The organism is Pseudomonas sp. DE0157 (assembly GCF_007678615.1).
Lineage (GTDB): Bacteria > Pseudomonadota > Gammaproteobacteria > Pseudomonadales > Pseudomonadaceae > Aquipseudomonas > Aquipseudomonas parafulva_B.
Genome location: NZ_VEJN01000010.1, coordinates 26,874 through 46,117, shown reverse-complemented (window position 1 = coordinate 46,117; position 19,244 = coordinate 26,874). Strand labels below are relative to the sequence as shown.

Here is a 19,244-nt window from a genome sequence, read left to right as displayed (position 1 = left end):
TCGGCGTAACCGTTATGCGGTATCGACACGTTAACATGCCAGCGGGATCTACATCGGCGAGTCGTCCAACAAGACGATCGGAGTATATCAACACGCGAACAAGGCTAGCGCGATGGGATTGGCGCGATGGGCAATCAAACACATGTCGAAATTAAGAAAACCTCAACGTATGAAAGTTCGATACCCAACGATGCGAGTCGCACAAACAAAACGGCCCCACCAATTGGCAGGGCCGTTGCCTGGGACTTCTACGGTGGGTACCTGACCAGTCTCTCCAAAGAAGCCACAAGTGGCACTGGAAAGGTATAAGCAAACGTGTCGCCGGTCAATTGCGATTATCGGCCGGTTGTTCGATAATCGCACAAGTCGGCGATTTTTTTGAGGTGTGCGATGAAGGACGTTAAAACAGCCCGTGACGGTGGCCTGCCCGAAACAGCGCGCAGCCCGGCGCCAGCCCTGGCCCCGCCGATCGTGGCATCACCGGCCAAGCGCATTCAGGCGTTCACCGGCGATCCTGACTTCATGACCTCCTTAGCGCGCGGGCTTGCCGTCATCCAGGCATTTCAGGAACGCAAGCGGCACCTGACCATCGCGCAAATCAGCCACCGCACTGAAATCCCCCGGGCAGCCGTGCGCCGGTGCCTGCATACCCTGATGAAGCTGGGGTACGCGACCACCGACGGACGTACCTACTCCTTACTGCCCAAAGTGCTTACGCTCGGCCATGCGTACCTGTCATCGACACCCCTGGCCATTTCCGCGCAGCCTTACCTGGACCGAATCAGCGACCAGTTGCACGAAGCGGCCAACATGGCGACCCTCGAAGGGGACGATATTCTGTACATCGCCCGCTCGGCGACAGTAGAGCGCCTGATCTCGGTGGACTTGTCTGTCGGTGGGCGCCTCCCGGCGTATTGCACGTCCATGGGCCGCATCCTCCTGGCGGCCATGGACGACACCAGCCTGCGCGAATACTTCGACCGCGCCGACCTCAAGGCGCGCACCAGCCGTACCCTGCACGACGCCCCGTCGCTGTTCGCCTGCATCGAGCAAGTGCGTAGCCAGGGATGGTGCGTGGTCGACCAGGAACTCGAACAGGGGCTGCGCTCGGTTGCCGTGCCCGTCTACGACGCCTCAGGCCAGGTGCTGGCGGCGTTGAACGTCAGTACTCACGTCGGGCGTGTGCCGCGCAGTGAACTGGAACAACGGTTTCTTCCTGTTCTGCTGGAGGCTAGCCAAGAGTTGAGCCATCAGCTGTTTGGTTGAGAGTGCATGCTTGCCTGCGGATCATCAGCCCAGCCTGCCTGACAAAAGCGTTCGATAATCGCCCATTTCAGCCTTGAGCCAATTGTGGTGGATCCGCCTTTGTCCCTAACCTGATGCCCATCCGGCGGACAGGTTGCAGTGACCGATTGTGCCTCTATCCCCGGCGCCCATGGTCATTGCAGGAGAGGCAAGATGCGCGAGGTGTATATCTGTGATGCCGTTCGTACGCCCATTGGCCGATTCGGCGGTGCCTTGGCCGGCATACGGGCTGACGATCTGGCGGCGGTACCACTCAGGGCGCTGATCGCGCGCAACCCCGGTGTGCACTGGACGCAATTGGACGAGGTGTTTTTCGGCTGTGCCAACCAGGCCGGCGAAGACAACCGGAACGTGGCGCGCATGGCGCTGCTGCTGGCCGGGCTGCCGGAATGCGTGCCAGGCGTCACCCTCAACCGCTTGTGCGCTTCAGGCATGGAGGCCGTTGGCGCGGCGTTCCGCGCCATCGCCTGCGGCGAGATGGAGCTGGCCATCGCGGGCGGCGTGGAGTCGATGTCGCGTGCGCCATTTGTCATGGGCAAGGCACAAAGCGCTTATTCACGCAGCATGCAACTTGAAGACACCACCATTGGCTGGCGTTTCGTCAACCCGCTCATGAAAGCGCAATACGGTGTGGATGCCATGCCGCAAACGGCCGACAACGTGGCTGACGACTACGGTATCTCCCGCGCCGACCAGGATGCGTTTGCCTTGCGCAGTCAGCACAAGGCCGCAGCGGCGCAAGCTGCCGGGTTCTTCGCCGAGGAAATCGTGCCGGTGTGCATCGCGCATAAAAAGGGTGAGACCTGGGTAGAGCATGATGAGCACTTGCGGCCCAATACCACCCTTGAGGCCTTGGCCAAGCTCAACCCCGTCAATGGCGTGGGCAAAACGGTCACGGCGGGCAATGCATCGGGGGTCAACGATGGCGCGGCAGCGATGATCCTGGCATCTGCCGAGGCCGTGCACACCCATGGCCTGACCGCTCGCGCCAAGGTGCTGGGCATGGCCAGTGCGGGGGTAGCCCCGCGGGTCATGGGCATTGGGCCGGTGCCTGCGGTGGGCAAGCTGATCGAGCGACTGGGCATTTCCATCAGCGCCTTCGATGTCATCGAACTCAACGAAGCCTTCGCCAGCCAAGGGCTGGCCGTTCTTCGCGGGCTGGGGGTGGCGGACGATGCGCCCCAGGTCAACCCCAACGGCGGGGCCATCGCCCTGGGCCACCCATTGGGCATGAGCGGTGCGCGCCTGGTGCTGACGGCGCTGCACCACCTTGAGCGCACAGGCGGGCGCAAAGGCTTGGCCACGATGTGCGTAGGTGTCGGCCAAGGGCTGGCGCTGGCAATTGAACGCCTTTGACGAAACCAGCCCGCAGGTGCCTCAGGGATCAGGGCAGCCGCCAGCGCCTCGCTGCGCCGGGTTGCACACCACGCGGAACGACTGTGTAACCAGGTATGTCTAGACTTACCTTGTATCCTCCAGGAGCACGACTGACATGACCACCCCTCACTACACCGGCGAGGAGCGTAGCAAACGCATCTTCGCCATCGTCGGCGCCTCTTCAGGCAACCTGGTGGAATGGTTCGACTTCTATGTCTACGCCTTCTGCGCCATTTATTTTGCCCCGGCGTTCTTCCCCTCCGATGACCCGACCGTGCAGCTGCTCAACACCGCCGGCGTGTTTGCCGCAGGCTTTCTGATGCGGCCTATCGGCGGCTGGATCTTTGGACGCCTGGCCGACCGCCACGGTCGCAAGAACTCACTGATGATCTCGGTACTGATGATGTGCTTCGGGTCCTTGGCCATCGCGTGCCTGCCCACCTACGCCAGCATCGGTACCTGGGCCCCGGCATTGCTGCTGCTGGCGCGCTTGATTCAAGGCCTGTCGGTGGGTGGCGAATATGGCACCACGGCGACCTACATGAGCGAAGTGGCCCTGCGTGGCCAGCGGGGCTTCTTTGCATCGTTCCAGTACGTGACCTTGATTGGCGGCCAGTTGCTGGCAGTATTGGTGGTGGTGATCCTGCAGCAGTTACTGACCGAAGACGAGCTGCGCGCCTGGGGCTGGCGAATTCCTTTCGTGGTCGGTGCGGTCGCTGCCGTTATCTCCTTGATGCTGCGCCGCTCGCTGCACGAAACCAGCAGCGCAGAGACGCGCCAGGACAAGGACGCCGGGAGTATTCGCGGTCTGTTCGGCAATCACCTGGCGGCCTTCATCACGGTGCTGGGCTATACCGCCGGCGGCTCGCTGATCTTCTACACCTTTACCACCTACATGCAGAAGTACCTGGTCAACACGGCCGGCATGACCGCCAAGCACGCCAGCTACGCAATGACTGGGGCGCTGTTCCTGTTCATGGTGATGCAGCCGTTGTTCGGCATGTTGTCCGACCGCATTGGCCGGCGCAACTCCATGCTGCTGTTCGGCGCGCTGGGCACGGTGTTCACGGTGCCATTGCTCATGGCGCTCAAGACGGTCAGCAGCCCATTCATGGCGTTCGTGCTGGTGAGCCTGGCGCTGTGCATCGTCAGCTTCTACACCTCCATCAGCGGCCTGGTGAAGGCCGAGATGTTCCCACCCCAGGTACGGGCATTGGGCGTGGGGCTTGCGTATGCGGTGGCCAACGCCATGTTTGGCGGGTCAGCGGAGTACGTGGCTTTGGGCCTCAAAACCCTGGGCATGGAGAACACGTTCTACTGGTACGTGACGGCAATGATGGCCATTGCCTTCCTGTTCAGCCTGCGCTTGCCAAAACAAGCCAAGTACCTGCACCACGATCATTGAGGGCCGACACAGGACGTCAGGCTCGGTGGGCCGTCTGCTGTAACGGGACGGCCTGCCGGCGATGTCAGTGTCGCATGGCCTTACGCACCGCCACGGGGCCGGCGGCGCGCTCGACCTGACGCTTGAGCGAAGGGCACAGGCCCATCAGGAACGCCGCCTCGGCCACCACGAACAGCGGCCCGATGATCAAGCCGCTGATGTCATCGACGAACGCTGGCTTGCGCCCCTCGTAGTGGTGACCGACGAACTGAATGATCCAGCCCACCACGAACGCCCCCACGCCTACCGACAGCCACAGCGCCGTGGTCTGCACCGCCAGCAGGTGACCCAGCCACAGACACAGGCCCAGCAGGACGCCCATCACCAGCCCGAAGCGAAGCTCAAGACGCAGGTAGAACCAGGTAGCCGCCGCCGAGACAAACAGGGCAGGGGATAACCAGATGCCGCCCAGGGACACGCCTGGCCGCGACAACAGAATGGCCACGGACAGGACGATCAAGGGTATGCCGACGAAATGGGTGACGATATTGCGTGGGTCGCGATGATAGCCCGCGTAACGGATCAGGTGCTCGGCGAGGGTGTTCATGGTGCTGCCTCCTGGTGGGCTTGCCGGGGTGTGCCCGATATAGCTCAGGATAGCTGTGGTCACCATCATCATCAGCCTGGCGAATGCCAAGGCCGCGCCTTGCTCACCACCCACCGCGTCTGTTGGGGCCTGGCCGGTGGTGAGCAAGCGGGCGGGTATCAGCCGCGGGGCGTCTGTACCGAGGCCTGTTGGCTGGCCTGCCCGGTGCGCTCGTACCAGCCACCACCGAGCGCCTTGTACAGGTTGACCTCGCTGGTCAACTGCGAAAGGCGGTCACCAATCAGCGCCTGCTGCGCACTGAACAGGTTGCGCTGGGCGTCGAGGAAGGTCAGGTTGCTGTCGATGCCGATACGGTAACGACGCTCGGCCAGGCGGTAGTAGTCCTGGTTGGCTTGCACCAGGTCTTGCTGGGCCTGCAATTGCTCCTCGAAGGTCTTGCGCGCGGCCAGCCCGTCGGACACTTCCTGGAACGCAGTTTGAATGGACTTCTCGTAGCGGGCGACGTTGATGTCCTTCTGGATTTTGGCGTAGTCCAGGCTCGCTTTCAGGCTCCCGGCGGTGAAGATCGGCAGGTTGATCTGCGGCTGGAACAGCCAGGTGCCCGACCCCCCCTTGAACAGCCCGTCCATGTCAGTGCTCAAGGTGCCTGCATTGGCCGTGAGGCTGATGCTGGGGAAGAAGGCCGCGCGGGCAGCGCCGATGTTGGCGTTGGCCGCCTTGAGCAGGTGCTCGGCCTCCTGGATGTCAGGGCGGCGCTGCAACAGGTCCGACGGCAGGCCCGCCGGTACCTCGGCCAGCTGATCGGCATCCAGGCGCAGCGGCTCAGGCAGGTTGGTGGGGATGCTGGTACCCAGCAGGACGGTCAGACTGTTCACGTCCTGGGCAACCAGGCGCTGGTACTGCGAGTACTTGACCCGGGCACCTTCGACAGCCGTGCGGGCCTGGCTCAGGTCCAGCGCCGACGCCACGCCCACCTCGTTGCTGCGGCGGGTGAGGTTGTAGCTTTCCTGATAGTTCTTCAGGGTTTCCTCGGTCAGCTTGAACAGCGCCTGGTCGGCCTGCCAGGTGTAGTAGGCGTTTGCCACGCTCGCTACCAGGCTGATCTGGGTGGAGCGACGCGCCTGCTCGCTGGACAGGTAGGTCTCCAGCGCCTGCTCCGACAGGCTGCGCACGCGGCCGAACAGGTCGAGTTCATAGGCACTGACGCCCAGGGTCGCCGAATACTGGCTGGTGATGTCCGACTGGCCCGTCTGCGACATGTTCGCCGGGATGCGCTGGCGGCTGCCGCTGCCGTTGGCCGATACCGCCGGGAACAGGTCCGCACGCTGGATGCGGTACTGAGCGCGGTAGGCGTCGATGTTCAGCGCCGCGACGCGCAGGTCCCGGTTGTTGACCAGTGCGGTCTGGATCAGTTGCTGCAGCGCCGGGTCGTTGAAGAACTGCCGCCAGCCCTGTTCGGCGGCAGCGACGTCCGCCGATTGGGTAGGCGAGTAGGCCGGGCCTTGCGGCCACTGGGCAGCCACCGGTGCTTCCGGGGTCTGGTAGTCGGGGATCAGCGAGCAGCCGCCGAGAATGAAAGCGGTGACTGCCAGGGACAACAAAGACTTGGTCATTGCCCAGCCTCATAACGTGGAGTTTCAGGGGTGTCATCTTTTTTCGGCTCTTTGCTGCCGAACAGCGACGACACTGCGACGAAGAACAACGGTACCCAGAAGATGGCTAGTACGGTCGCACTGATCATGCCGCCGATCACGCCGGTACCAATGGCGTGCTGGCTGCCGGCGCCGGCGCCGCTGGCGATGGTCAACGGTACCACGCCGAGGATGAAGGCCAGCGAGGTCATGATGATCGGACGCAAACGCATGCGGCACGCCTCGATCGCCGCGTCGTACAGGCTGCGGCCCTGCTCGTGCAATTCCTTGGCGAACTCGACGATCAGAATGGCGTTCTTGGCCGCCAGGCCGATGGTGGTCAAAAGGCCGACCAGGAAGTACACGTCATTGGACAGCCCGCGCAGGCTGGTAGCGATCAACGCACCAATGATGCCCAGTGGCACCACCAGCACCACGGCGATCGGGATCGACCAGCTTTCGTACAGCGCTGCCAGGCACAGGAACACGAACAGCAGCGACAGGGCGAACAGGGCCGGCATTTGCGAACCGGAGAGCTTCTCCTCGTAGGACATGCCCGTCCAGGAGAACCCTACGCCGCTTGGCAGTTCACCCGCGATGCGCTCGACCTCGGCCATGGCCTCACCGGTACTGTAGCCAGGTGCAGGGGCACCGAGGATTTCCATGGCTTCCACGCCGTTGTAGCGCGAAAGCTTGGGCGAGCCGTAGGTCCATTCACCTTTGGCGAAGGACGAGAACGGCACCATTTCGCCGTCGGCGTTGCGCACATACCACTTCTGCAGGTCTTCCGGGCTCATCCGGGCATTGGCTTCGCCCTGGATGTAGACCTTCTTGACCCGGCCGCGGTCGATGAAGTCGTTGACGTAGCTGGCACCGAAGGCAATCGACAGGGTGTTGTTGATGTCCGAGATGGTCACGCCCAGGGCGCTGGCACGCTCGTCATCGATGGTCAGCTGGTACTGCGGCTCGTCGTTCAGGCCGTTGGGGCGTACACCGCTGAGCACCTTGCTCTGCGAAGCCTTGGCCAGGAACTGGTTGCGAGCCTCCATCAGCTTGGCATGGCCGACACCGCCGCGGTCTTGCAGGAATACGTCGAAGCCGGTGGCGTTACCCAGCTCGAGCACCGCTGGCGGGGCGAACGCGAAGACCATGGCGTCGCGGAAGCTGAAGAAGTGCTGCTGCGCCCGCTGGGCGAGGCCGAATACGCTGTTTTCCGCCGTACGCTCACCCCAGGGCTTGAGCATGATGAACGCCATGCCCGAGCTCTGGCCGCGGCCGGCGAAGTTGAAGCCGTTGACGGTGAACACCGAGGACACCGTGTCGGCTTCGTCCTTGAGCAGGTATTCGCGCATCTGGTCGACCACTGCCTGGGTACGCTCGGCACTGGAACCGGCCGGCGTCTGGACCTGGGCAAACAGTACACCCTGGTCTTCCTCGGGCAGGAACGCAGTCGGAATGCGGGTGAACAGGAAAATCATGCCAGCCACGATCAGGGCATAGGCCAAGAGGAACGGAATCTTGTTGCGCAGGATGGCCCCCACGCTGCGCTCGTAACCGTTGACGGTGCGATCGAAGTTGCGGTTGAACCAACCGAAGAACCCGCCCTTGGCCTCATGGTGCTGGCCCTTTTTCAAAGGTTTGAGCATGGTGGCGCACAGCGCCGGGGTGAAGACCAGCGCCACCAGCACCGACAGGCCCATGGCCGAGACGATGGTGATGGAGAACTGACGGTAGATCACACCGGTGGAGCCGCCGAAGAACGCCATGGGCAGCAATACGGCCGACAACACCAGGGCGATACCCACCAGCGCGCCCTGGATCTGCTCCATGGAGCGCTTGGTGGCCTCCTTGGGTGGCAGCCCTTCTTCGGACATCACCCGCTCGACGTTTTCCACCACCACGATGGCATCGTCCACCAGCAGGCCGATGGCCAGCACCATGGCGAACATGGTCAAGGTGTTGATGCTGAAACCAGCGGCGGCAAGGATGCCGAATGTGCCCAGCAATACCACCGGTACGGTCATGGTGGTGATGACGGTGGCGCGGAAGTTCTGCAGGAACAGGTACATCACCAGGAACACCAGCACGACGGCTTCGATCAGGGTATGGATAACCCCGCTGATCGATTCGGTGACCACCGGCGTGGTGTCATACGGGAATACCGCCTTGACCCCTGGCGGGAAGAACGGCTCCAGGTCGGCAATGGTCTGGCGCAAGGCCTTGGCCGTGTCCAGTGCGTTGGCGCCCGTGGCCAGCTTGACGGCCAGGCCCGAGGCGGGCTTGCCATTGAACTGGGCGCTGACGGCGTAGTTCTCGCCGCCCAGGCTGATCTGGGCGACATCACCCAGGCGGACCTGGGAGCCATCGTTGTTGACCTTGAGCAGGATCTTCTCGAACTGCTCGGCAGTCTGCAGGCGGGTCTTGCCGATGATGGTGGCGTTGAGCTGCGTCCCAGGCATGGCAGGCAGGCCGCCGAGCTGGCCGGAGGACACCTGTACGTTCTGGGCTGCCACGGCGGTCTTGACGTCCACCGGGGTGAGTTGGAACTTGTTCAACTTGGCCGGATCGAGCCAGATGCGCATGGCGTACTGGGCGCCGAACACCTGGAAGTCACCCACACCGGCCGTCCGCGAGATCGGGTCCTGCATGTTGGAGACGATGTAGTTGGCCAGGTCGTCCTTGGTCATGCTGCCGTCTTCGGACACCAGGCCGATCACCATCAGGAAGTTCTTCACGGCCTTGGTGACGCGGATACCCTGTTGCTGCACTTCCTGCGGCAGCAGGGGGGTGGCCAGGTTGAGCTTGTTCTGCACCTGAACCTGGGCGGTGTCGGGGTTGGTACCCTGCTCGAAGGTGGCGGTAATGGTCATGCTGCCATCGGAGTTACTTTCCGACGACACATAGCGCAGGTTGTCGATACCGTTGAGCTGCTGCTCGATCACCTGCACCACGGTGTCCTGCACGGTTTGCGCCGAAGCGCCCGGGTAGGTCACGGCAATGGCGATGGCCGGTGGGGCAATGCTGGGGTACTGGTTGATCGGCAACTTCAGGATCGACAAGGCGCCGACCAGCATGATCACCAAGGCGATCACCCAGGCGAAGATCGGGCGATCAATAAAGAACTTCGACATGGTTTACTCCGCTTTGGCGTCTGCTTTCGCTGCGTTGCCCTGGTTCGGGCTGTCCGGCTTCTTGACGTTGGTGGCTTCGCTGACCTTGACCTCGGCGCCTGGGCGCACGTACTGCAAGCCTTCGGTGATCAGGCGGTCGCCTGGGTTGAGGCCTTCCTCGATCAGCCAGTCGCTGCCCACGGTCCGGCTGGCCTTGAGCTGGCGCAGTTCGACCTTGTTGTCCTTGTTGACCACCAGCGCGGTAGGGGCGCCCTTGAGGTCGCGCGTCACGCCCTGCTGCGGTGCCAGGATGGCGTTGGCGTTCACGCCGGCCTTGAGCCGTGCATGCACGAACATGCCAGGCAGCAACGTGTGGTCAGGGTTGGGGAAAATGGCACGCAGGGTTACCGAGCCGGTGGTTTCGTCCACGGCCACTTCGGAGAACTCCAGGCGGCCTTCCTGCTTGTACAGGGTGCCGTCTTCGAGCACCAGTTGCACGGACGCTGCGTTGTCGCCGGCGCGCTGCAGTTGGCCGCTTTCCAGCTCGCGCCGCAGCTTGAGCAGCTCGGCGGTGGATTGGGTCACGTCCACGTAGATCGGGTCCAGTTGCTGGATGGTGGCCATGGCATTGGTCTGGCCGCTGTTGACCAGCGCACCTTCGGTTACCGCCGAACGACCGATGCGGCCACTGATGGGGGCCAGGACCTTGGTGTAGCGCAGGTCGATCTGCGCACTCTTGAGCGAGGCCTCGGCTTGCAGGCGCTTGGCATTGGCGTCGTCGTATTCCTGCCGGGAAACCGCCTGCTCCTCGATTAGCTGCTTGTAGCGATCAGCCAGAGAGCGGGTAGCCTGCAGGTCCGCCTGGGCCTTGCTCAGGTTGGCTTCATACACGGCCGGGTCGATCTGATACAGCTGCTGGCCCTGCTTGACCTCGCTGCCTTCCTTGAACAGGCGCTTGAGGATGATCCCGTTGACCTGTGGACGAACTTCGGCGATCCGGTAGGCATTGGTGCGGCCCGGCAGCTCGGTGGTCAAGGTGAAGGCTTGCGGCTGTAGGGTCACTACACCGACTTGAGGCGCCTGCTGCTGCTGTTGCTGCTGCTGCTGCGCGGCTTGGTCTTCTTTATTGCAGCCACTGAGCAGGGTTGCGAGGGCTACGGCTGAAACCAGGGCGGTAACGGCTGGCTTGAATTGCATGAGAATCCTCGGATCGCAGGAGCAGGGAGACGCTCAAGAGTAATGGAATGTCTTGATCTGGATAAATGGCTATCCGGTGGATAAATAGCTTGCTAAGGAATATACTTACATTCATGGTTGTTTGTAAATACCGCCGGGTTGTCCATGGCTACCGCCACAGCCCTTGATTAGCTTGATCCGCCAGGTGCCCCCAAGAGGCGCCCCGGAGCCTTCCCGCACGCGTCGCCGCGTTCGGGCCAGATGAGGTTGTACTGCCATGGTCCGTCGAACCAAAGAGGAAGCCCAGGAAACCCGCGCCCAGATCATCCAGGCGGCGGAAAGGGCTTTCTACAAGCGCGGGGTTGCGCGAACCACCCTCGCGGACATCGCCGAACAGGCGGGCGTCACGCGAGGTGCAATCTACTGGCACTTCAATAACAAAGCCGAACTGGTGCAGGCACTGCTCGACAGCCTGCATGAAACCCATGACCATCTTGCACGCGCCAGCGAAAGCGAAGACGAACTCGACCCGCTCGACTGCATGCGCAAATTGCTGCTGCAAGTGTTCAACGACCTGGTGCTCGACGCCAGGACACGCCGTATCAATGAGATTCTGCATCACAAGTGCGAGTTCACCGATGACATGTGCGAAATCCGCCAGCAGCGCCAGGTGGCGGTAGTGGACTGCCATACAGGCATTACCCTGGCCTTGGCCAATGCCGTGCGCCGCGGCCAACTGCCGGTGGAGCTGGATGTGGAGCGGGCCGCGGTGGCCATGTTTTCCTACGTCGACGGGTTGATCAGGCGTTGGCTGTTGCTGCCCGACAGCGTGGACCTGCTGGGCAACGCCGAGAAATGGGTCGACGCCGGGCTGGATATGCTGCGCTTGAGCCCGGCGATGCGCAAATGAGACTTTGTGAAGGTTTGTGAGGGCTTGATTCCCAGGGGACGGGCCAGTGATCTGCACCTGAGCCTACCTGCGTGCCACCTCAGTGCCCGCGCAGTGGCCGATCAGGCAGCAACACCGCCACCACCAGTGCAATGACGCCAACCCCTGCGCTGGCCATCAACAGATGCCGGAACGTGACCGCCAGGTGTGCCTGCAGTTCGGGGCTCACCGGGTTGGCCTTGAAAGTCCCTATCAGCGGATTGTCCAGCAACGCCAGCCCGCCTTGGTGCAGCAAGGCCAGCAACAGGCTCGACATGCACGCCACGCCCATGGCGCCACCGAGGGACCGAAACAGGTTGGTGGTGCTGGTGGCGACCCCCATGTCCTGGATCTGCACGGCATTCTGTGTGCCTACCAGTGACGTCGGGAACTGCATCCCGCACGCGATTCCTGTCAGCAGCATGAACAGTGCACTGGCCAGTCCGGCCTGTGGCGGGGTGATCGCCAAGGCCAGGATAGACACGGGCATCAGCAGGGCGCCAACCAGGATCTGCGGCTTGTAGCGGCCAAGCCGCGTTGTCAGTCGTCCTGCGGTAAAAGCACCGATGGGTAACCCCATGGCCAACGGCAGCAGATGCAAGGCGGCGCTGTCGGCACCGGCACCGGTGAGGCCTTGGTAGCGCAAGGGCATCAGCATGGTCAGGGAAATGGCCTGGAAACTGGCGAAGAAAATCACCCCCCAGCACAGCACCGCGGCGCGATTATTGAATAGCTTCAACGGCAGCAGTGGCTCGACGCAGCGACGCTCCTGGAGGATGAACATGGCCATGGCGACCACGGTGCAGGTGATCAGGCCCAGCACGCTGGGGGCCGTCCAGGCCTGCCCCTGGCCGACCAGGGTGATGCCGAGCAGCAGGCTGCCCAGCCCCACGATCAGCAGCAGCGCGCCCGGGTAATCCACTTGTGCGGGCCGATGCTGCACGGGCAGACCGGCCAGAGCGCGCTGGATAGCCCACAGCGCGGCGATGCCCAGCGGCAGGTTGATCCAGAATACCCAGCGCCAGGACAGGTACTCGGTCAGCCAGCCGCCCAGTACCGGCCCCGCCACGCTGGCCAGGGCATACATGCTGCTGAAATAGCCCTGATAACGCCCACGTTCGCGCGGAGGCACGAAGTCGCCGATGATCGCCTGACTCACCGATACCATGCCGCCGGCGCCGATGCCTTGCAGCACTCTGGCCAGGACCAGTTGCGGCATGTCCTGAGCCAGCGCACAGCCGATCGAGGCGACGGTGAATACGCCAATCCCGGTCAGGATCATGCGACGCCTTCCATAGAGATCGCCCAGCTTTCCGTAGATCGGCACGGCCACGGTCATGGCTACCATATAGCCGGAAATGACCCAGGCTAGCAGACCGACATCGTTGAACTGCGCGGAAATCGCAGGCAATGACACTGCCACGATGGTTTGATCCAGCGCGCCGAGAAAGATGGCCAGCATCAAGGCGGTCAGGATCTGGCGCAGGGCAATCGCGGGCAGGGCAGGGGGCACGGCAATTCCTTGTTTTTGAGCAGTTAAAGCATGGCAGTGTAACCTGAGTTACGTAGCTTCCTATGTACTCTGGGCATTGCCTATGCACGATCGGCATCAGAGCATTCATCCAGCAAAGGCTGGCCCCGTGATATCTTTGGTATGCCAATCCCGCTCTAAACCCCTGTTTGCACCAGCTTGGTGCGACCTCTTGGGGGTTAATCGGATTCCCCTGGCTCCTAAACCTTTATTCCTCTGCCTGCATGTGGAGCATGACCCCGAATTGAGTGGTCCATGAATTGTGCAGGTACGCCTGATACAGAGGCCGGTAGTTACCGTTCAGAAATTTCTACAATTGCGGAGTGATCATGCCCAAGGCTTCCCACCAAGATCTGCGTATTGCCTTCCGCGAGCTGCTCGCTTCAGGTTCTTGCTACCACACCGCCTCGGTGTTCGACCCCATGTCTGCGCGTATTGCCGCAGACCTGGGTTTTGAGGTCGGCATCCTTGGAGGGTCGGTGGCATCGTTGCAGGTACTGGCTGCGCCGGATTTTGCCCTGATCACACTCAGCGAATTCGTCGAGCAGGCCACGCGAATTGGTCGCGTAGCCCAATTGCCGGTACTGGCAGACGCTGACCACGGATACGGCAATGCGCTTAACGTGATGCGCACGGTCACGGAGCTGGAGCGCGCCGGTGTGGCGGCGTTGACGATCGAAGATACGCTCTTGCCGGCCCAGTTCGGCCGCAAGTCCACCGACCTGATATCGGTAGAAGAAGGCGTGGGCAAAATTCGCGCGGGGCTTGAGGCGCGCGTCGATTCGTCCCTGTCGATCATCGCCCGTACCAACGCTGGCGTGCTGAGCACCGAGGAAGTGATCGTGCGGACCCAGAGCTACCAGAAAGCGGGCGCTGACGGCATCTGCATGGTAGGGGTGAAGGACTTCGACCAGCTCGAACAGATCGCCAGCCACCTGACCGTACCCTTGATGCTGGTGACCTACGGTAATCCCAACCTGCACGACGACGAGCGCCTGGCAAGCCTTGGCGTGCGCATCGCCGTCGACGGTCACGCGGCTTACTTCGCCGCCATCAAGGCGACGTACGACTGCCTGCGCCAGCAGCGTGGCCAGCAGCACAAGTCCGATAACTTGAGCGCCACCGAGCTTTCGCATACCTACACCCAGCCCGAGGACTACATCCGCTGGGCCAAGGAATACATGAGCGTCGAAGAGTAAGCGGGCGCTTACAGGTCCCGGTCCCAGGCCGGTTCCTCCTCAAAGCGCTGGACGAGAAAGTCCAGCAGGGTGCGCAAGGTCGCCGGCATGTGCTTGCGTGAGGTATAGACCGCCGTCAGGTCCAGGGCCTGCGGCCTGGCCTCGGGAAGCAGGCGCACCAGTTCTGCGCTGCGCAGGGCGGCGGCCGCCTGGTAGGACGGGAGCAAGGCGATGCCGGCCCCTGCTGCTACGGCCCTTTGCAAAGTCAGGGATTCGTTGGCACTGATGTTGCCCTTGACCGGCACCGCAACCGGTTGGCCGTCGACCTCGAATTGCCACACGCCATTGCCGTAATAGCTGTGTGTCAGGCAATTGTGGTGCGCCAGGTCCTCGACCCGCTCGGGCGTGCCGTGTTCGGCCAGGTAGGCGGGCGCGGCGCAGATCACCGAGCGGCATACGCTCAGGCGGCGGGCAACCAGGCTGGGGTCCAGGTCATTGCTGTTGCGGATGGCCAGGTCGATGCGTTCGTCCACCAGGTTCACGGTGCGATCGAGCATCTGCAGATCGACTTTTACCAAGGGGTACTGGCGCACGTAGGCGGCCACGGCATCGGCCAGCTGCGCCTGTCCAAATGACGTACTGACGCTGATACGCAATGTCCCTCGCGGTGTCTGGTCTTGCTGTTGTACGGCCCCTTGCAGTTCGCTGGCCAGCTCCAGCAATTGCCTGCAGCGCGGCAGGATGTCCTGGCCCGCGGCAGTGAGGCTGAGCCGGCGCGTGGTGCGCTGCATCAACCGCGCCCCCACCCACGCTTCGAGCTGTGCCAGGTACCGAGAGATCACGGGCCGCGAGAGCAGCAGGTGCTCGGCCGCCGCCGACTGACTGCCAAGGTCCACGACCGTGACGAAAACGCGCATAGCGGTTAGACGATCCATCATTTGCCCGATTTTAGAAACAAACCATGTGCAAGCATGGCATTTTTCTGCAGGGTATCGCCCCTTAAGCTCCCAGGCATTCCCATTCTGACGGATGCCTGCGATGACACTGCTTTCTCCCTTGCGTGGCCTGGTGCTCGGATGCCTGGCCTGTGCCGCCCCACTGCTGGCAGCCGCCCCCCTGCAACTGGACGTTTACAACCCTGGCGCCGATGCGCCGTTCGCGGTCAGCTCCGTGATCGTAAGCGGTCAACGTGACGCCGTGTTTATCGATGCACAATTTGGCAATGACCACGCCCGGCAACTGGTGCAGCGACTGCGCGCCAGTGGCAAGCGCCTGACGACGATCTACATCAGCCAGGGCGACCCCGATTACTACTTCGGCCTGGCAACCCTGACCCAGGCGTTCCCGGACGCCGAGGTAGTGGCCTCGGCCGCCACTGTCGAACACATCCGCAACACCATGGAGGCCAAACTGGCGTACTGGGGGCCTGAAATGGGGGCGGACAAACCTGAACGGCTGGTGCTGCCCAAGGCGCTGGCAGGCAACCGTCTGCTGCTCGAGGACCAAGTGCTGGAGGTGCGCGGCCTCGAAGGACCGCAGCCAGACCGCAGCTTTGTCTGGATACCTTCGATCAAGGCAGTGGTTGGCGGCGTCGTGGTTTCGCAGAACATTCATGTGTGGATGGCCGACACACAATCGGCACCCTCGCGTGCCCATTGGCTGCAAACCCTGGCGGACATCCAGGCACTTGCGCCGCAAACCGTGGTGCCCGGCCACTTTGTCGGTGCCAGTGATTACTCACCGCAGTCCGTTGGCTTTACCGCCGATTACATCCGCACCTTCGAGGCGCAGGCGCGAGTGGCAAGGGATGCGGCGGCGCTGGTCGAGGCCATGAAACGACACTATCCGGGGTTGGGCGATCAGAGTGCGCTTGAGCTCAGCGCCAAGGTGGCCAAGGGCGAGATGCAATGGCCGCTTCAGTGACTGTGCGCATTACGCTATGCAGCGCTGCGGTGACCTCGTTGTCGCTACACCGCGCTTGACCGCAGCCGGGCCATGTCACGGATAGGCGGTGCGCCGTAAAGGCGGCTGTACTCACGGCTGAATTGCGACGGGCTCTCGTAACCCACCCGATAGGCCGCCACGGCGGCCTCCAGGCCATCGTTGAGCATCAGGCGCCGGGCTTCCTGCAAGCGCAGTTGCTTCTGATACTGCAGCGGGCTCATCGAAGTTACCGCCTTGAAACGATGGTGCAGGGTAGAAACACTGAGGTTGACCTCGCGGGCCAGGTCCTCGATGCGCAGTGGCCGCTGATAGTTGTCGTTGAGCCAGCTGATGGCCTGGCACACGCGGTGGGTCTGGCTATTGGCCAAGGCAATTTCGTACAGCCGATAGCCCTGCGGGCCGCGCAGCAGGCGGTAGAGAATCTCTCTGCGCACCAGCGGGGCCAGCATGGCGATGTCGCGTGGCGTGTCGAGCAGGCGCAGCAGACGCAGCAAGGCATCGAGCAGCGCGCCGTCGGTTTTTTCCACATACAGGCCGCGCCCATAGGGGCGATTGGGTACCAGCATCGGACCGCTGTCGGCGATCAGCTGGCTGATCTCGGCAGGGTCCAGGTCCATGCGCAAACCCAGGCTCGGGCTCTGCGGGCTGGCGTCGAGCTTGACCGCGCTCAGGGGCAAGGTGACCGACACCACCATGTAGTGCAGCGGGTCGTAGGCGTACTGTTCGTCCCCGAGAAACAAGCTCTTGCTGCCTTGGGCCAGAATGCACAGCGCAGGTTGCGCCAGGGTGGGTACGGAACGAATGTTCTCGGTGTAGCGCACCAGGAAAAGGTTGTCGATGGCTGAGGCCGGCCCATAGGGGTCGCCTGCATGGCGAGCGATCAAGTCGGCCAGCTCCTGGCGCTGAACCTCCAGGTGCGGATCTAGGGACGGGGCGATGGGCATGGGGCTTTCCTCTGCTGACCGACGCAGCATAGGTTTGGGCAATCGTCGAAGCTAGTCGAATACTGCAGATCGATTGCCTGATCCTGCCGCGTTGCAGAATCAGGCAATCGGTGTGCAGTAATGGCCTAACGCGCAGACGCGCCCAGGCCCTAGCCTTGCAAGCCAGGTATTGGACTGCTTGAGGGAGATTGTGCAATGAGGCTACAACAACCGGTCACCCACCTTGCCTTGATTCGGGCCAGCAGCGGGCGCTCGGCCGAACTCGGGGCACGCTTGCGCGACCTGTTGGCGCCGTCGCTGGATACCCCGGGTTGCCTGAGCTTTTCGGTGCAGCGCTCGCAGGCCGATGACGACTTATGGTTATTGAGCGGTAGCTGGCAGGATCAGCAGGCGATGAATGGTTACTTCGCTTCGCCAACGCTCAATGTGTTCGGTGAGTTGGTGCAAGCCCAGGTGGTGAGCAGCCTGGATCTGCACACGTTCGGCTGAGCCGGTGCTGCGGGCGCCCAGGCCAGTGATTGCCGCGTCAACGAGCCAGTGGGTACCATCTCGGTTTCACTCACAAGGCGTATGGCAAAGATGGCACGTAGAGAGTTTCCCCAGTACGAAGCCGTGTCGGCAATGGTGCCGGCCGAAGGCGGTGGCTACCACGCAGCCATTGCCGTGAAGGCCATGGGCATGGGCGGCGCACCGCGCTTTCACAAGGTGCTCGATGGGCAAGTGTTCAAGGGCGCCGTGGCTGCCGACGAGGCGGCCACGGGCCAGTTGCAACGCCTGCAAGGGGTCAGCGAGGCGGGTGAGCTGATCTGGTGATCAGGCTTTGGGCCTGGGCATCTTGAACAGGTTGCCCAGCTCGAAGTAGTCCGCCGGGCCACCGCCACGCAGGATGGGCTCGGCTGCCGCGGTGTCGTAGATGCCGTCCTTGAGCAGGCGCTCGGCGATGTGCACCGCCACCACCTCGCCCAGGATCAACCAACTGGGTACCAGTGCCTGGTCGGCGCGCTGCAGTTGCACGATCTGCGTCACCTTGCATTCGAACGCCACGGGGGTTTCCCCTACCCGTGGCACCTTCACCACGCTCGAGGGTGTGGCCGTCAGACCGCTGAGGTCGAACTCGTTCACTTCCGGCGCTACAGCAGAGCAGCTCAGGTTCATCTGCTCGGCCAGAGGGCGGGTGGCCAGGTTCCAGACGAACTCACCGGTTTGCTCGATATTGTTCAGGCTGTCTTTGCGCCCGACGCTGCAGAAACCGATGATCGGTGGAATGTAGTTGAAGGCGTTGAAGAAGCTATAAGGCGCGAGATTCAGACGGCCTTGCTGGTCCTGCGAGGATATCCAGCCGATCGGGCGAGGGCCGACGATGGCGTTGAACGGATCATGGGGCAGGCCATGGCCTTTGGCGGGTTCGTAGTAATACATCTGCGCTGGGCTTGCCGGCCCACCTCCTGGTTTGAGAGGCGACCAGTGTGCCAAGGCTGAGGCCAACTGGGAATGCTGGAGCCCGGCGAAAGCCGGGCTGGATACGCATGGTTGCTATCAGCTGATGCGATGAGCGTTGGTGCGGTCGAAGCCGTCTTCGGCGAAGCGCTGGCCGCCGGTGCGGTCGAAGCCGTCTTCGGCGAAGCGTTGGCCGCCGGTGCGGTCAAAGCCATCCTCGGCATAGCCGGTGGCTTGAGCGGGCGCTGCCGCGAAGGTATGCGCATGGGTGCGATCGAATCCGTCTTCGGCGGATGCGCCTGCGGCAAATGCGCAAAGGGCGAGGGTCAGGATGAGTTTGCTTTTCATGGGGATGCTCCAGTAAGTGGGTTGTCTCGATAAATTTAATGTTACGCCGATTAATGCGATTAAAAAGCGCTAAAAATAGTCATTAATGATCGGTTTATTCGATTGTTTTGGGTGCGCAGCTGGATTGGTATGTAGCCAATCAGTGGGTTCGCACAGCAGGTACTTGCGCTGGTGCTGAGGGATTCAATATGCCGGGGTGTGATTAATAGGCCATTAAGCCAAGCGCGTCTGATGAACGTCGTGCCAGTGCGGGCGGCGTGGAGGTGCAAGCTGGGCCTGCAAGGAAGGGCTGGCGCCTGGATAATCCAACCAGGCTCGGGGTGTCCAAACGCAATCGGGCGCCC

The 19,244-nt window shown here is 62.5% G+C and carries 16 protein-coding genes and 1 pseudogene; 8 read left to right on the top strand and 9 right to left on the bottom strand.

Going from position 1 to position 19,244, the window contains the following annotated elements:
* Positions 1–390: 390 nt before the first annotated feature.
* The 3 genes from pcaR (at position 391) to FS777_RS14055 (ending at position 4,087) form a co-directional block, all read left to right on the top strand.
* Positions 391–1,266 carry a pca regulon transcriptional regulator PcaR gene (pcaR, locus tag FS777_RS14065; protein WP_230375064.1) on the top strand — a complete coding sequence of 292 codons (876 nt, stop codon included), beginning with the start codon at positions 391–393 and terminating at the stop codon, positions 1,264–1,266.
* Positions 1,267–1,458: 192 nt separating this feature from the next.
* Entirely contained in the window at positions 1,459–2,661 is a 1,203-nt protein-coding gene (gene pcaF, locus FS777_RS14060) for a 3-oxoadipyl-CoA thiolase (RefSeq protein WP_145256089.1), read from the top strand.
* A gap of 136 nt (positions 2,662–2,797) precedes the next feature.
* Complete coding sequence (locus FS777_RS14055; RefSeq protein WP_145256083.1) at positions 2,798–4,087, top strand: MFS family transporter; 1,290 nt, start codon at positions 2,798–2,800, stop codon at positions 4,085–4,087.
* Positions 4,088–4,151: 64 nt separating this feature from the next.
* Here FS777_RS14055 and FS777_RS14050 read toward each other — a convergent pair whose 3' ends face one another.
* The 4 genes from FS777_RS14050 to FS777_RS14035 form a co-directional block, all read right to left on the bottom strand.
* Positions 4,152–4,673 carry a DUF962 domain-containing protein gene (locus FS777_RS14050; RefSeq protein WP_058637227.1) on the bottom strand — a complete coding sequence of 174 codons (522 nt, stop codon included), beginning with the start codon at positions 4,671–4,673 and terminating at the stop codon, positions 4,152–4,154.
* Between the two features lie 158 nt (positions 4,674–4,831).
* Complete coding sequence (locus FS777_RS14045) at positions 4,832–6,286, bottom strand: AdeC/AdeK/OprM family multidrug efflux complex outer membrane factor (RefSeq protein ID WP_058637117.1); 1,455 nt, start codon at positions 6,284–6,286, stop codon at positions 4,832–4,834.
* Entirely contained in the window at positions 6,283–9,435 is a 3,153-nt protein-coding gene (ttgB, locus tag FS777_RS14040) for a multidrug efflux RND transporter permease subunit TtgB (protein WP_058637116.1), read from the bottom strand. The genes FS777_RS14045 and ttgB overlap by 4 nt, the downstream gene beginning before the upstream one ends.
* 3 nt (positions 9,436–9,438) lie before the next feature.
* The gene (locus tag FS777_RS14035; RefSeq protein WP_058637115.1) at positions 9,439–10,611 is read right to left on the bottom strand and encodes an efflux RND transporter periplasmic adaptor subunit; all 1,173 of its coding nucleotides are present in this window, start codon (positions 10,609–10,611) and stop codon (positions 9,439–9,441) included.
* 256 nt (positions 10,612–10,867) lie between these two features.
* Here FS777_RS14035 and ttgR point away from each other — a divergent pair, with 256 nt between their 5' ends.
* The gene (ttgR, locus tag FS777_RS14030; protein WP_058603239.1) at positions 10,868–11,500 is read left to right on the top strand and encodes an efflux transport transcriptional regulator TtgR; all 633 of its coding nucleotides are present in this window, start codon (positions 10,868–10,870) and stop codon (positions 11,498–11,500) included.
* Positions 11,501–11,579: 79 nt separating this feature from the next.
* Here ttgR and FS777_RS14025 read toward each other — a convergent pair whose 3' ends face one another.
* Positions 11,580–13,031, bottom strand: a complete 1,452-nt coding sequence (locus FS777_RS14025; RefSeq protein ID WP_145256080.1) for an MDR family MFS transporter — start codon at positions 13,029–13,031, stop codon at positions 11,580–11,582.
* Between the two features lie 347 nt (positions 13,032–13,378).
* On the opposite strand from FS777_RS14025, the gene FS777_RS14020 reads away from it, so the two are divergent.
* Positions 13,379–14,248: an oxaloacetate decarboxylase gene (locus tag FS777_RS14020; RefSeq protein ID WP_058603237.1), complete on the top strand. Its 870-nt coding sequence runs from the start codon at positions 13,379–13,381 to the stop codon at positions 14,246–14,248.
* Positions 14,249–14,256: 8 nt separating this feature from the next.
* On the opposite strand, the gene FS777_RS14015 is transcribed toward FS777_RS14020, so the two are convergent.
* Complete coding sequence (locus FS777_RS14015; protein WP_058637225.1) at positions 14,257–15,162, bottom strand: LysR family transcriptional regulator; 906 nt, start codon at positions 15,160–15,162, stop codon at positions 14,257–14,259.
* 103 nt (positions 15,163–15,265) lie between these two features.
* On the opposite strand from FS777_RS14015, the gene FS777_RS14010 reads away from it, so the two are divergent.
* Entirely contained in the window at positions 15,266–16,150 is an 885-nt protein-coding gene (locus FS777_RS14010; protein WP_145256078.1) for an MBL fold metallo-hydrolase, read from the top strand.
* Between the two features lie 44 nt (positions 16,151–16,194).
* On the opposite strand, the gene FS777_RS14005 is transcribed toward FS777_RS14010, so the two are convergent.
* Positions 16,195–17,115: an AraC family transcriptional regulator gene (locus FS777_RS14005; protein WP_145256075.1), complete on the bottom strand. Its 921-nt coding sequence runs from the start codon at positions 17,113–17,115 to the stop codon at positions 16,195–16,197.
* Between the two features lie 195 nt (positions 17,116–17,310).
* On the opposite strand from FS777_RS14005, the gene FS777_RS14000 reads away from it, so the two are divergent.
* Together FS777_RS14000 and FS777_RS13995 are read left to right on the top strand one after the other, a co-directional pair.
* The gene (locus FS777_RS14000; protein ID WP_078478066.1) at positions 17,311–17,604 is read left to right on the top strand and encodes an antibiotic biosynthesis monooxygenase family protein; all 294 of its coding nucleotides are present in this window, start codon (positions 17,311–17,313) and stop codon (positions 17,602–17,604) included.
* 81 nt (positions 17,605–17,685) lie between these two features.
* Positions 17,686–17,928, top strand: coding sequence for a hypothetical protein (locus FS777_RS13995; RefSeq protein WP_058603233.1), 243 nt, complete (start codon positions 17,686–17,688; stop codon positions 17,926–17,928).
* On the opposite strand, the gene FS777_RS13990 is transcribed toward FS777_RS13995, so the two are convergent.
* Positions 17,929–18,534: a flavin reductase family protein gene (locus FS777_RS13990; RefSeq protein WP_078478067.1), complete on the bottom strand. Its 606-nt coding sequence runs from the start codon at positions 18,532–18,534 to the stop codon at positions 17,929–17,931. It abuts the gene before it with no gap.
* 120 nt (positions 18,535–18,654) lie between these two features.
* Positions 18,655–18,900, bottom strand: a pseudogene (locus tag FS777_RS13985) (hypothetical protein); the annotation flags it as partial.
* Positions 18,901–19,244 lie beyond the last annotated feature (344 nt).

What these genes read in the sequence shown, in the direction of transcription:
- FS777_RS13990 (WP_078478067.1), bottom strand. Translation starts at nt 18,534, where the DNA reads ATGTATTACTACGAACCCGCCAAAGGCCATGGCCTGCCCCATGATCCG.
- FS777_RS14010 (WP_145256078.1), top strand. Translation starts at nt 15,266, where the DNA reads ATGACACTGCTTTCTCCCTTGCGTGGCCTGGTGCTCGGATGCCTGGCC.
- FS777_RS13995 (WP_058603233.1), top strand. Translation starts at nt 17,686, where the DNA reads ATGGCAAAGATGGCACGTAGAGAGTTTCCCCAGTACGAAGCCGTGTCG.
- pcaR (WP_230375064.1), top strand. Translation starts at nt 391, where the DNA reads ATGAAGGACGTTAAAACAGCCCGTGACGGTGGCCTGCCCGAAACAGCG.
- FS777_RS14000 (WP_078478066.1), top strand. Translation starts at nt 17,311, where the DNA reads ATGAGGCTACAACAACCGGTCACCCACCTTGCCTTGATTCGGGCCAGC.
- FS777_RS14035 (WP_058637115.1), bottom strand. Translation starts at nt 10,611, where the DNA reads ATGCAATTCAAGCCAGCCGTTACCGCCCTGGTTTCAGCCGTAGCCCTC.
- FS777_RS14055 (WP_145256083.1), top strand. Translation starts at nt 2,798, where the DNA reads ATGACCACCCCTCACTACACCGGCGAGGAGCGTAGCAAACGCATCTTC.
- pcaF (WP_145256089.1), top strand. Translation starts at nt 1,459, where the DNA reads ATGCGCGAGGTGTATATCTGTGATGCCGTTCGTACGCCCATTGGCCGA.
- FS777_RS14050 (WP_058637227.1), bottom strand. Translation starts at nt 4,673, where the DNA reads ATGAACACCCTCGCCGAGCACCTGATCCGTTACGCGGGCTATCATCGC.
- ttgR (WP_058603239.1), top strand. Translation starts at nt 10,868, where the DNA reads ATGGTCCGTCGAACCAAAGAGGAAGCCCAGGAAACCCGCGCCCAGATC.
- FS777_RS14020 (WP_058603237.1), top strand. Translation starts at nt 13,379, where the DNA reads ATGCCCAAGGCTTCCCACCAAGATCTGCGTATTGCCTTCCGCGAGCTG.
- FS777_RS14015 (WP_058637225.1), bottom strand. Translation starts at nt 15,162, where the DNA reads ATGGATCGTCTAACCGCTATGCGCGTTTTCGTCACGGTCGTGGACCTT.
- FS777_RS14005 (WP_145256075.1), bottom strand. Translation starts at nt 17,115, where the DNA reads ATGCCCATCGCCCCGTCCCTAGATCCGCACCTGGAGGTTCAGCGCCAG.
- FS777_RS14045 (WP_058637117.1), bottom strand. Translation starts at nt 6,286, where the DNA reads ATGACCAAGTCTTTGTTGTCCCTGGCAGTCACCGCTTTCATTCTCGGC.
- ttgB (WP_058637116.1), bottom strand. Translation starts at nt 9,435, where the DNA reads ATGTCGAAGTTCTTTATTGATCGCCCGATCTTCGCCTGGGTGATCGCC.